The sequence below is a fragment of the Rhodococcus globerulus NBRC 14531 genome (genome assembly GCF_001894805.1).
GTDB classification, from domain to species: Bacteria; Actinomycetota; Actinomycetes; order Mycobacteriales; family Mycobacteriaceae; genus Rhodococcus_F; species Rhodococcus_F globerula.
On the sequence record NZ_BCWX01000010.1, the window covers coordinates 117,415 to 128,994 of the forward strand.

Genomic DNA, 11,580 nt, shown 5'->3' on the forward strand with positions numbered 1-11,580 from the left:
ATGGGGGGGACCTGAAGGCAGGTTCCCCCCAGATCGTCAACGCCGCCGGTAGGTCGGAGCCCGCTTATCGAGAAATGCCGCAGTAGCTTCTGCAGCGTCCTCGGTGAGAGCGGTAATGACCTGCTGGCGGTTCTCGAACTCGATCGCCGCATGCAGGGTCGGGGTTTCCAGTGCCAACCACATGCCCTTCTTTGTCATCTCGACCGAGACCGGCGGATTGTTCAGGATCTCACCGGCGATTCGAAGTGCCTCGGTGAGAAGGTTTTCCGAGTCGACAACTTGGGAAACGAGCCCGATGGATCGCGCATGCGCGGCGTCGAATCGACGCCCGGTCAGCATCAGTTCGTGTGCATTGCCGGCCCCGACGATGCGTGGCAACAACCACGAGACGCCGATATCGCACGCCGAGTATCCGGCGGTGATGAACGAGACCGCAAATACTGCCTCGGGTGCGGATATCCGGATGTCACTGGCGCAGACGAGTGCTAGTCCGCCACCCGCCGCCGGCCCGTTCACCGCGGCGATCACAGGCTGGGGGAGTGAATTGATTCGCTCGGTCAGATGTGCAATGTCCTGCTGTCGTCCGAACGCCGCAAGGGTTCTGCCTTCTGCCTCGTCTCGCTCGGAGTCGCCGTAGCCCTTGAGGTCGAGCCCAGCGCAGAACGCTCGTCCCGCACCGGTGATGACCACGACACGACATGTTCTATCCGACGCGATGTCGTCCAGCGCTGCAGTTAGTGCCGCGACCAGATGGACGTCGAGCGCGTTGAGTCGTTCGGGTCGATTGAGAGTGAGCAGGGCAATGCCCGGCGTCGGTGTACTGATTTCGAGTAGGTCGGACATAGTCTGTTTCTCCTTGTTACTTATCGCTCGCTAAGGTATGAATATCAGTGAATCGCTTACTTCGGCAAGACCCTTCCGTCGCCGCTTCCTGCCCCGACCGGACGACTGCCTGAACGACAAGGACCCGACATGACTGCAACACGACCAGACGTCTACTCGACCCATGACAACGGCGTACTTCGTGTTGTGATCAACCGCCCGCATCGAATGAATGCGGTGAACACCGAAGCGTTGCAGAATCTCTCTACGATCTTCGACGATCACGCGCGTCGCGGCGACGTACGGGTAGCGGTACTCGAGGGAGCAGGCAGAGCATTCTGCACCGGGGCGGACCTGGCCGATGCAGTGTTGTCGGGTCCGCCCTCCGCGGACACCATCGATGCCGCCAACGACCTGGCGCGTGCCATCAGGTCGTTCCCCACCCCCGTGATCGCAGCGGTGCGAGGTCCCGCTGCAGGAGTGGGTGTTTCACTGGCATTGGCGTGTGATCTCACCCTAGCTGCGGAGTCCAGTTACCTCCTGCTCGCCTTCACCAAGGTGGGCTTGATGCCTGACGGCGGTGCAACAGCTCTTGTTGCGGCGTCGATCGGCCGGGCTCGGGCCATGCGAATGGCACTCTTAGCGGAAAAACTTTCGGCACGAGACGCTTTCGACAGTGGACTGATCTCGCAGGTCTGCCCGGACGACGCATTCGACGACGAGCTTGCGGAGCTGATTCGTCGCCTGGGTAGCGGGCCGGGCAAGGCATTCCAGCAGACCAAGGACGCGATCAACGACGCCACCCTGACCGAACTGGACTCTGCCTTCGAGCGTGAGCGTGCCGGACAGATCTCACTACTCGCCGGTGCTGATTTTGCGGAAGGTGTTGCGGCGTTCCAAGGCAAGCGGGCGGCGGTGTTCGGTGGGTAGCAGTAGGCCGGGTGAACTGAGCGACGGGTTGCCGTCCGTGAATATTTGCAATACATCTCAGCTTTGACGTGGCACACTGGGTGACTCACAGCCGACGCACACGATCAGGAAGGACGCTCGAATGCACGCCAGCTTGTACTCGTACCGCAAGTCGCAGTCGATGATTCGTTTCCTGGACCGGCTGGCCGAAAACTCCGGCACGGCCGCCGGATTCCGCATGTGCTGAAGCCCCACCACTCGGGGCGTGTGCGTCCCGATACCAGCTCACCCAACGGGTGACCTCACGGCCGACCTCGGCCACCCCGGACGATCACACCTCGAGAACCACCACTCCCTCTGTGAGAGAACAAGGTTGTCGATTGTCATGCCTCGCCCACCCATCGCCATCACCACCCGCACCTGGATGAACGCGCACGTGCGAGTCCTCAACGCCACCTACGAGGACTTCGACCTCGTACCAGCCGCTCGCGCGATCGTGCTGCTCGTCGAGGATCTTGCACTCACTCTGGTCGAGCACTCTCCGCGCTTCGTCGTGCGCTCCCAGCATGTGGCAATCCCGCTGCCGCGGACGATCCAGCTGTTCGAGTACGTGCACACCCCGCCACGTCCGACGATCGACGACGACACCCGCGCGAGTTTCGCCGGCGTTCTGGCGCGAGACCACTATCGGTGCGCGTATTGCGGCGCGGCGGGGGCGACGACGGTCGACCACGTGTACCCACGTAGCCGAGGCGGAAACAACAGCTGGTCGAACCTCGTAGCGTGCTGCCTGACCTGCAATAACGCCAAGTCCGATCAGACCCCGGAAGAGTCAGGCATGCCGCTCCTCTGGGTACCTCGAACGCCTCGCACCGACCGCAAACGCCAACACACGATCTGGCGTGAATTGACTCCTCATCTCTGAATTGCCTTGGAAGGAGGCACATCTCATGACGACGATGATGACCTTGGCTGACCTGCTGCCTGTCTCGGAGGAGGTCGGAGACTGGGCCGTCGCCGCCTGCCGAGGTGATCGGCACCCAGACCGGTGGTTCCCCCACCCGAGTGAGGCGTTCGACTACGCGGCCGAGACCTGCGCCCGGTGCCCCATCACCATCGCGTGCGGCGCCTACGCGGCCGATACTGCGCAGACCGGGGTCTGGGGCGGCTGTGAGTACCGGCAGGGCAAGATTGTCCGCTGAGTGCACGTCGGACCCATACCAGTGGTGGTGTGGGTCCGACGGTTTCGATCGTCTCAACGCCTGTCAGTTCTTGGCGATGTCCCGACCGATGATCTCCTTCATGATCTCGGTGGTCCCACCGTAGATCGTTTGAATTCGACTGTCGACGTAAGCTCGCCCAATCGGGTATTCCATCATGTAGCCGTACCCGCCGTGCAATTGGACGCATCGGTCCACGACACGCTTTTGTAGTTCACTTGCCCACCATTTTGCCTGCGCCGCTTCGACGGCGGAGAGTTCCCCGTCGTTGATCGCCAGGACTGCATTGTCGACGTACGCCTGTGTCACGTCGATTTCGGTGAGCATCTCGGCGAGCGCAAATCGTGTGTTCTGGAAGTCGCCGATGGGCTTTCCGAAGGCACGGCGGTCGAAGGCATAGGCCTTGGTCCATTCGTAGGCTGCACGTGCCACGCAGATTGCGCTGACGGCAATCGAGAGTCGCTCGCGGGGAAGTCGTTCCATCAAATGGATGAGTCCGCCGCCCTCTGTACCGAGTAGGTTGCTTGCCGGAACACGGACGTTCTCGAATGACAATTCGGCTGTGTCCTGGCCTGCAAGACCCACTTTGTAGAGCTTGCGACCGCGGGTGAACCCTTCCATCCCACGTTCGACGACCAGGAGGCTGAAGCCGCGCGATCCTGCGCTGGGATCGGTACGGGCAGCGACGATCACGATGTCGGCATGGATACCGCTCGTGATGAATGTCTTCTGGCCGTTCAAGATCCAGTCGTCCCCGTCACGAACGGCAGTGGTCTTGATGCCCTGCAGATCGCTACCGGTTCCCGGTTCGGTCATCGCAATGGCGCAGATGATCTCTCCGGCAGCCATTCCCGGAAGCCAGCGTTGTTTCTGCTCGTCGGTACCGAGATCGGCGATGTACGGGATGACGATATCGTCCTGGAGTCCGAGCCCGGCGCCGAACGAAGTGGTGGCGCTACGGGCGATCTCTTCGGCAACGATGTAACGGTAGCGGTAGTCGAGTTCTCCTGACCCGCCGTACTGTTCGGGTACGGCCAAGCCGACGATGCCCATCTTACCGGCGGCAAGCCATGCCGATCGGTCCACGAGACGGTTTTCTTCCCAGTTGTCGTAGTGTGGGCTCACCTCACGGGCGATGAACTCGCGGACGGAATCTCGATAGGCTTCGTGATCTTCGGTGAAGAGTGTGCGACGCATACTTCCCCTCCTGTCCTAGACGGAAACGCGTTCGGTCATCGAGCGCAGACGCGCTCCGATGATGTCCTCGGCTTCGGAGACCATGCGCTGCACCATGTCGTCGACGGTAGGGATGTCGTGGATCAGTCCCTGCGAGGTTCCGACGGTCCAGATGCCGGCGTCGGGATCGCCCTTCTCGTAGACGGTGCGTCCGCGGGCGCCGGCGACCAGTTCGCGGACGTCTTCGAATTGTCCTCCACGTGAGAGGATGTCGACCACCTCGCGGCTGACCGTGTTGCTGGCGACGCGAGCGGTGTTGCGCAGTGGCCGGAAGATGAGTTCGGTCTGGGTCTCGTCGGCGGCGACGATGGCTTCTTTGATGTTCTGATGAATCGGCGATTCGACGGTGCACATGAAGCGTGTGCCCATGTTGATGCCGTCGGCGCCGAGAGCAAGGGCGGCGACGAGTCCGCGGGCGTCGGCAAATCCGCCGGAGGCGATCATCGGAATCGAAATCTTCTCTGCCGCTGCGGGGATCAGAACCAACCCGGCTACGTCGTCTTCGCCGGGGTGACCGGCGCATTCGAAGCCGTCGATGCTGATGCCGTCGACACCGAGGTCCTGAGCCTTCACCGCGTGGCGCACGGTGGTGCACTTGTGGAGCACCTTGATTCCGGCGTCGTGGAACATCGGCAGGTGCGGTCCGGGGTTGGAGCCGGCGGTCTCGACGATCTTCACGCCCGAATCGACGATCACCTGGCGGTACTCGTCATATGGCGGCGGTGTGATGGACGGCAGGATCGTGAGGTTGACGCCGAACGGCTGGTCGGTGAGGTCGCGGCAGCGGGCGATTTCGTTGGCCAGGTCCGCGGGTGTCGGTTGTGTCAATGCGGTGATGAATCCGAGTGCGCCGGCATTGGCCACGGCAGCAACGAGTTCCGCTCGCCCTACCCACTGCATACCGCCCTGCACGATGGGATGGCGAACACCGAACGTTTCCGTGAATGCTGTTGAGATCATGAGGGTCCTTGCTGTTGCGTCGGAGTGGAAGTCGGTCAGAGGTGGCTGATTCCGGCCAGGTCGCTGACGTAGTTTCGTGCCTTCGTGGAATCGAAGGAGCGTGCGATCTGCAGTTTCTCGGCTTCTAGTGAGCCTTCTGCGTGGGTTGCGAGTACGGATTGGTATCCGCCGTAGTCGCGGGCGGTGAGGTCGGCGATGAAGTTGAGTAGCCTCAAACGCTTTTCGGCAGGAACTGCTGCAGCGTAATACTTTTCGAGTACTGCGCGAATGTCGGGGTTGTCCCAGTCTTCGCCTCCGGGACCGGTGGCGAGCAGGCCGCCCGAGAGGTCGGTGAGTATTGCGACCGCGTTGTGAAATCCGTGGGCGAAGTGGTATTTGGCCATGTTGACGGCGAGCGGATCGGGCTGCTGAACGCCGTGCGCACCCGGCTTGGACCGGACGGCGGCCAGTTGCGCCAGCCCACGGACGGTTTCGCTCCAGGTGATCAGTTCCGTGATCTTGCCTTTGACGTGGCCGGCTTTGCTGATGCCGTTGGCTTCGGCGATCAGCGATGCCGCGCCGACCATGATGTCGAGCAGGGGCAGTTTGTAGTTGATGGCGGTGAAGCGGTGGTAGTCGACGAAAGCCAGTGCGAGCGGTCCGGCGAGTTCGGGTTGGCGGTTGAGGAAGACCCGATTCTTCGGTACGCGTACGTCGTTGAAGACGGTGAGCGATTCGAGCAGCTTGTGCTTCGTGGAGATCGGGAACTCGAACGAGTTGCGTTCCCCGGCAGCGTACGGGGAGACGTACAGTTCGAGGCCCGGCGTGTCGATCGGGATGGCGAAGGAGACCGCGTAGTCGGCGTCGTCGGGTCCCATGGCGCGGGTGGGCAGCACGATGAGCTCGTCGGCGTTCGCAGAGAACGAGGTGTGGCATTTGGCGCCGCGCACGGTGATGGAGTCGGCGTCTTCGTCGACGATGTGCAGGTAGAGGTCGGGGTCGGCCTGTTGACGCGGCGCGAGTGAGCGGTCGCCTTTGACGTCGGTTTGGGCGACGGCCAGGGACAGGTCGCCTTCGCACACCCGCTGGTAGAAGGCGCGGGCGTTGTCGAGCCCTTCGCCGGTGGTGGCGCGTAGGAGTGCAAACAATGCGTCGCTGCCGACCTCTTTGAGGACGATGGTTCCGCCGCCGCGTCGTGATACTTCTTCGATGAGTGCTCCGCGGCGCACGAGGTCTTCGGCGGAGTTCGGTGCGACGTAGAACGCGCTGACTGGTTCGCCATCCACTTCGGTGATCGCGAGGTCGGGTCGGTCGTCGGCGATGTCGTAGCACAGTGCCGAATGATCCACTGCAAGAGTCAGTTCAGGCTCCGCGTAGACGTCGGATATCTTCTTCCCTCGGTAGAAGACCCGACGGTCGTCGTTGAGGCCTTTTCGGTACTGGTCACTGGACCGTATGCCCACGGGATACTTCCTTGCTCTTCGGTCGCGGTTATTGCTCTGAACATAGCTTAGCGATCGCTATATAAGCTATGTTGCACGGTCTTCAGATGTCAATGGGTTGGGTGAACGGCCATGCATCAGCGTGGTGACCCGTTCGGCGGCTTCGCGCACAAGTACGCCGAGTTCGGTAATGCGTTCCCCGGTTACGGATGACGGTGCGTCGACCAGGCAGAGAATCAGTGCGGGTGATGTGTCTTGATCGAAAGCGGTCGCGTTCACGGACAGCAGTTGGTAGTGCGCGTTCGGGTCGATTGTTCCCACGGCAACGTCCGCGGACAGCAGTCGACGTGCCTCTCTCAGTGCGAGCGCGGCCCGCTGTCCGCCAACCCCCGGTGTGCGCAACTCTGCGACCGCATCGGAGATCGAACGGTCCTGTTGCCAAAGGCATTCCACGGCAAATCCGCGCTCCCGGACAGTGTCGAGGATCGGTTCGTACTCTGCCTGTAAAAAGTCGGTCTCCGTGCTCAGGGCTTTTGTACCGAGTTGAAGCCACTCGTCGAGTTGATCCTGCCCGTACCAAGCTGCCAGTGCGGCGCCTAATGGTGGTGCCATCAACACCTTGTCGCCGACGCGTAGTCCGAGCGTTCCGCTGCGTCCGGAGATCGGTTGAACAACTTCTGCGACAACCAGATCGGCGCCTGACCGGATGAATCCCAGGCATGCCAGTTCTGACGTGTCGGCCAATTCGTGCATGACGGTTCGGGCGAGATCGACGACATCGGTTGCGTGAGAGGCGGCCTGACCGATCGGGACCAGGGCGGGGCCGAGTTGGTACGTCTTGCGAACGGGATGGCGGACGAGCCAGCCCGACTCCGCCAGCGCGACGACCATGGGATAGCAGGTTGCCTTTGCGACCCCTAGGTGCCGAGCAATGTCGGCGAGGCTTCGCCCAGTTTTGGGATCGGATGCCAACAGTTCGGTGAGCATGACGATGCGATCGGTCTGCGGTGAGTTACGTGCCATGTGTTCGCATAATGCCACTCTGGCGCCGCACTGTGACCCACGCTACTGTTCAGATACTTAGCGATCGTTAATCAAGCGCCATGATTTCCGGAAGGACAACACATGACTGTCAATGGTGGCGAACTACTTGCCAGAGCCCTGGCCGAAGCTGGAACTACCGAGGTATTCACCCTGCACGGAGGGCATTTGGATGCTTTCCTCGTTGCCTGTCGGCGAAACGGCATTCGCCTCACCGACACCCGTCACGAAGCCACTGCCGGACATGCCGCCGACGCCTACGCGCGGGTGACCGGGACGTACGGCGTTTGTGTCGTCACGTCCGGTCCTGGCTTTACCAACGTCTACACCGCGCTGACAAATGCGCTCCTCGATCGCACCCCGACCATCTTCGTTGTGGGCGCTCCGCCGATGCGCGAGACCGAGACAAATCCGCTGCAAGGTGGGTTCGATCAGATAGCAGCGGCCACACCGGTGACCAAGTGGGCCTATCGCATAACCGACCCCGCACGCGTGCCCGAAATCGTTGCACTGGCTATTCGTAAGGCTACGACCGGAATTCCGGGTCCGGTGCTGCTCGAAGTTCCGATCGACGTGATGTTCGGCGAGGCCGACGAAAACGCCGTGAGATTCCCCGCGAACTACACAGTCGACGCCCGGCCCGGTCCAACTGCCTCGGCCGTCGAAGCCGCACTCGATGTTCTTGGCGAAGCGAACAATCCTGCGATAGTCATCGGCGGTGGTGTCACGTTCTCCCGCGCCGGCGAGGCTCTGGTGGCATTCGCGGAAGCAGTGGATGTACCCGTGTTCTACCCGGGAAAGTCGGATGGAGCGATACCCGCAAGTCATCGTCTCGCCGGCGGTGGACTGTTGGCGATCGGGTCTTTGCCTGCGCTCGGACAGCCCACTCCCGACGTAGTGCTGATAGTCGGAGCCCGGGCCGGAATGTTCACCGGCGGGCGCACCAGCTTGTTCCCTGGCGCGCGATTGATACAGATCGACGTCGACGCGTCCGAAATCGGACGTATGCAGGATGTCGAGGTTCCGATCCTCGCCGACTGCCGCGAGGCACTCGTTGCGTTGAAAACTGCTGCTGATCAACGTCAATGGCCCGACTGGAGGACCTGGGTCGAGGCCGCCACCAGTGCGAAGCACGCACATCGTCATGGATTCACGGATGAGCAGACGCAGACCGGCAAGGCGCATCCGTACTTTGCGGCGCGCGCGATCGTAGAGGCTTGCCCTCCCGGCACGACCTTTGTCATGGACGGTGCCGAGGCGCCGTCATGGGGTGAATTCTTCACGACGACAGAACAAGTGGGTGGCGTTCTGCGCCTCGGATATCTCGGTTGTCTGGGAGTCGGGCCGGGATTTGCCATCGGCGCACATCGTGCGCGCCCGGAATCGCCCGTCGTGCTGATCACCGGCGACGGTGCTGCAGGATTCCACATCCAGGAATTCGACACCATGGCCCGTCACGGAATACCCGTTGTGACAGTGGTATTCAACAACGCAGTGTGGGGGATGTCGATCCATGGTCAGGAAGCTGTGTACGGGGATGAAGGTATCGTCGTCTCAGAGCTCGCGGACAGCGCATATGACAAGGTTGCCGAGGCCTTCGGCGGGTACGGCGAGCGAGTGAAGGATGTTGCATCTATCGCCGACGCGATGAAGCGTGCATTCGACGCTGGGGTGCCCGCATGCATCAACGTCGAGGTGGATCCACACGTCGTCCACCCCATTACGACAATGATGCTCGGCGACGTCACCAGCACGGACGAAATCGTGGTCCCCTACTACGAGAACATTCCTCGCTGATGTCGACACGTGTTGCGGGGAAAGTGGCGGTCGTCATCGGCGGAGCATCCGGCATCGGTTGGGCAACAGCACAATTGCTGGCGTCAGAAGGTGCAACTGTCGTGATCGGAGACATCGATGTCGAAGGTGGACGGTCCCGCGCCGTCGAACTCGGCAGGGGAGCCGAAGCCGTGTGCGTCGATGTTGTCGACGAGGAATCGGTTCGCACGGTCTTCGAAGAAACTCGGGCGAGGCTCGGTCGGGTGGACATTGCGGTCAACTGCGCCGGCTTGAATCTGCCCGGATTCATCACCGAGTTGGACGCCGATACGTGGAGGCGCACGGTGGATATCTGCCTGACCGGTGGGTTCTTCGTCATCAAACATGCTGCCCGAGCGATGGAGGCCGGGGGAGCGATCGTCTCGATCACCTCTCTGAACGCACGCCAGGCTGCCGCAGGGTTTGCGGGATACTGCTCCGCCAAAGCAGGTCTCGCCATGCTCACCGAGGTTGCAGCGCTCGAGCTCGGTGAGCGCGGAATCAGGGTTAACGCCGTCTCACCCGGTCTGGTCGAGACACCCCTTGTCGAGGGGCTGACATCTGTCCCGGTCATCCAGGCAGATTTCACGGAGAACACCCCGCTCGGACGTAACGGGTCGCCGCGCGATGTTGCGGAAGCTGTGCTCTACCTGGCCTCCGACGCGTCGTCGTGGACAACGGGGGAGGTTCTCGACGTCAATGGCGGTGCGCATTTGCGTCGGTACCCCGATGTCATGAAACACCTCGGGGCCCTGTCGTAGCGGCAAGCTTCGCGGCTGCCCTGCCGCACATGAATCCGCTCCTTCGAACTGAGAAAGATCTACTCACATGATTACGGAGTACCGCCTCGCCGACGAGAGTCGTCGTCATGCTCTTGCTCGCCCCGACGCCCTTGCTCTGACTGGCCGTGATGGTTCGATCACTTTCGCGGAGTTGGACATTCGAACAAACAGGCTTGCGAATGTTCTGATCGCGCTCGGTTGTGGTCCGGGCTCTCGGGTGGCGGTCGTGGACAGAAGTTCCACGCAGGTGGTCGAGGCAGTGCTGGCCGCGGCGAAGATCGGGGCAGTGACCATCCCGGTGAATTGGCGATTGTCCGGTGTGGAGGCCGCCGAGGTGCTCGCCGATTCGGAAGCGCAAGTGTTGTTCTTTCACAGTGAATTCGACGGGGTGGTCTCCGCAGTCCGGGAATCCGGAGCGCCGATGCAGCGGTGGGTTCAGATCGACGGCACCGGCCCATTGGACTACGAAGCTCGATTGGCTGGTGCGAGCGCGGTGGATCCCGGTTGGCGTGGAGGCTCGGATGACGTTGTTCTGCAACTCTATACGTCCGGTACGACGGCAAAGCCCAAAGGTGTTCTCACGTCGAACCGGAACCTCGGGGCGTGCACACAGACCGGTGGCCCGTGGGGATTCGACGAATCATCCGTCAGCTTGTGTGCGATGCCGCTGTTTCACATCGGTGGATTGGGTTGGGTCCTCGTCGGTCTCGCGAACGGCGCGCACAACGTGATTCTGTCGGAGTTCACGCCGCCTGACCTGCTGGACGTGTTGGAGACCATGAGCATCACGAATACATTCCTGGTGCCTTCGGTGATCGGGATGATGGTCGAAGTACCGGGCGCGCGAGACCGAGATTTTGCAGCGCTCAGATCTATCGCCTACGGGTCCTCTCCGATCACACCGGCAGTGTTGAGGCGAGCTCTCGACACATTCGACACCCCGCTGTTTCAGGTCTACGGTTTGACCGAAACACACGGAGCTGTAACACAACTCGATGCGGCCGACCATTCGGTTGACGGAGAGAGAGCCTCGCTGTTGCGGTCGGTGGGCAAGCCGTACCCCTGGGTGGAGTTGAAGGTTGTGGGCGCGGGAACATCCGAAGGAATGCTTGGAGAGTCGGTAGCACTTGGAGAGTCGGGGGAGATCTGCATCAGATCCGAGCAGACTACGCAGGGCTACTACGAACGTCCGACTGAGACGGCGGCTGCGATCGATGCAGACGGTTGGTTTCACACCGGCGATGTCGGACGGATCGACGACGATGGATACGTCTACATCACCGATCGGATCAAGGACATGATCATCTCCGGTGGCGAGAACGTGTACCCCGTCGAGGTCGAATCGGTGATCGCCGAATATCCCGGCGTTTCACA

General features: G+C 61.6%; 11 protein-coding genes. 6 read left to right on the forward strand and 5 right to left on the reverse strand.

Annotation, left to right across the window (positions count from 1 at the left end; translation table 11 throughout):
- Window positions 1–36: 36 nt before the first annotated feature.
- Entirely contained in the window at window positions 37–843 is an 807-nt protein-coding gene (locus RG2_RS29315; protein WP_033236360.1) for an enoyl-CoA hydratase/isomerase family protein, read from the reverse strand.
- A 129-nt stretch (window positions 844–972) separates the two neighbouring features.
- On the opposite strand from RG2_RS29315, the gene RG2_RS29320 reads away from it, so the two are divergent.
- The 3 genes from RG2_RS29320 to RG2_RS29330 all read left to right on the forward strand — a co-directional run bounded on the left by RG2_RS29320 (window position 973) and on the right by RG2_RS29330 (window position 2,933).
- Window positions 973–1,752, forward strand: a complete 780-nt coding sequence (locus tag RG2_RS29320; protein WP_033236361.1) for an enoyl-CoA hydratase — start codon at window positions 973–975, stop codon at window positions 1,750–1,752.
- A 364-nt stretch (window positions 1,753–2,116) separates the two neighbouring features.
- Window positions 2,117–2,656 carry an HNH endonuclease gene (locus RG2_RS29325; protein WP_033236362.1) on the forward strand — a complete coding sequence of 180 codons (540 nt, stop codon included), beginning with the start codon at window positions 2,117–2,119 and terminating at the stop codon, window positions 2,654–2,656.
- A 25-nt stretch (window positions 2,657–2,681) separates the two neighbouring features.
- Window positions 2,682–2,933, forward strand: coding sequence for a WhiB family transcriptional regulator (locus RG2_RS29330; RefSeq protein ID WP_033236363.1), 252 nt, complete (start codon window positions 2,682–2,684; stop codon window positions 2,931–2,933).
- 63 nt (window positions 2,934–2,996) lie between these two features.
- On the opposite strand, the gene RG2_RS29335 is transcribed toward RG2_RS29330, so the two are convergent.
- The 4 genes from RG2_RS29335 to RG2_RS29350 all read right to left on the reverse strand — a co-directional run bounded on the left by RG2_RS29335 (window position 2,997) and on the right by RG2_RS29350 (window position 7,591).
- Window positions 2,997–4,148, reverse strand: coding sequence for an acyl-CoA dehydrogenase family protein (locus RG2_RS29335; protein ID WP_033236364.1), 1,152 nt, complete (start codon window positions 4,146–4,148; stop codon window positions 2,997–2,999).
- 15 nt (window positions 4,149–4,163) lie between these two features.
- Entirely contained in the window at window positions 4,164–5,147 is a 984-nt protein-coding gene (locus RG2_RS29340; protein ID WP_033236365.1) for an NAD(P)H-dependent flavin oxidoreductase, read from the reverse strand.
- A 35-nt stretch (window positions 5,148–5,182) separates the two neighbouring features.
- A complete protein-coding gene (locus tag RG2_RS29345) occupies window positions 5,183–6,589 on the reverse strand; it encodes a 4-hydroxyphenylacetate 3-hydroxylase N-terminal domain-containing protein (protein ID WP_033236366.1) in 1,407 nt (468 codons plus the stop codon).
- A 66-nt stretch (window positions 6,590–6,655) separates the two neighbouring features.
- Window positions 6,656–7,591 (reverse strand): IclR family transcriptional regulator, encoded by a 936-nt coding sequence (locus tag RG2_RS29350; protein WP_033236367.1) that lies wholly within the window; start codon window positions 7,589–7,591, stop codon window positions 6,656–6,658.
- A gap of 102 nt (window positions 7,592–7,693) precedes the next feature.
- On the opposite strand from RG2_RS29350, the gene RG2_RS29355 reads away from it, so the two are divergent.
- From RG2_RS29355 to RG2_RS29365, 3 genes are all read left to right on the forward strand, one after another.
- Window positions 7,694–9,406: a thiamine pyrophosphate-binding protein gene (locus RG2_RS29355; RefSeq protein ID WP_033236368.1), complete on the forward strand. Its 1,713-nt coding sequence runs from the start codon at window positions 7,694–7,696 to the stop codon at window positions 9,404–9,406.
- Window positions 9,406–10,185: an SDR family NAD(P)-dependent oxidoreductase gene (locus RG2_RS29360; RefSeq protein WP_033236369.1), complete on the forward strand. Its 780-nt coding sequence runs from the start codon at window positions 9,406–9,408 to the stop codon at window positions 10,183–10,185. The genes RG2_RS29355 and RG2_RS29360 overlap by 1 nt, the downstream gene beginning before the upstream one ends.
- Before the next feature lie 67 nt (window positions 10,186–10,252).
- Window positions 10,253–11,580, forward strand: a 1,328-nt coding sequence (locus RG2_RS29365) for an AMP-binding protein (RefSeq protein WP_072782793.1), incomplete at its 3' end; no start/stop codon positions are given.

Excerpts from the sequence above, each read along its gene's own strand:
- RG2_RS29340 (WP_033236365.1), bottom strand. The coding sequence starts at position 5,147 with ATGATCTCAACAGCATTCACGGAAACGTTCGGTGTTCGCCATCCCATC.
- RG2_RS29330 (WP_033236363.1), top strand. The coding sequence starts at position 2,682 with ATGACGACGATGATGACCTTGGCTGACCTGCTGCCTGTCTCGGAGGAG.
- RG2_RS29360 (WP_033236369.1), top strand. The coding sequence starts at position 9,406 with ATGTCGACACGTGTTGCGGGGAAAGTGGCGGTCGTCATCGGCGGAGCA.
- RG2_RS29335 (WP_033236364.1), bottom strand. The coding sequence starts at position 4,148 with ATGCGTCGCACACTCTTCACCGAAGATCACGAAGCCTATCGAGATTCC.
- RG2_RS29355 (WP_033236368.1), top strand. The coding sequence starts at position 7,694 with ATGACTGTCAATGGTGGCGAACTACTTGCCAGAGCCCTGGCCGAAGCT.
- RG2_RS29315 (WP_033236360.1), bottom strand. The coding sequence starts at position 843 with ATGTCCGACCTACTCGAAATCAGTACACCGACGCCGGGCATTGCCCTG.
- RG2_RS29325 (WP_033236362.1), top strand. The coding sequence starts at position 2,117 with ATGCCTCGCCCACCCATCGCCATCACCACCCGCACCTGGATGAACGCG.
- RG2_RS29350 (WP_033236367.1), bottom strand. The coding sequence starts at position 7,591 with ATGGCACGTAACTCACCGCAGACCGATCGCATCGTCATGCTCACCGAA.
- RG2_RS29320 (WP_033236361.1), top strand. The coding sequence starts at position 973 with ATGACTGCAACACGACCAGACGTCTACTCGACCCATGACAACGGCGTA.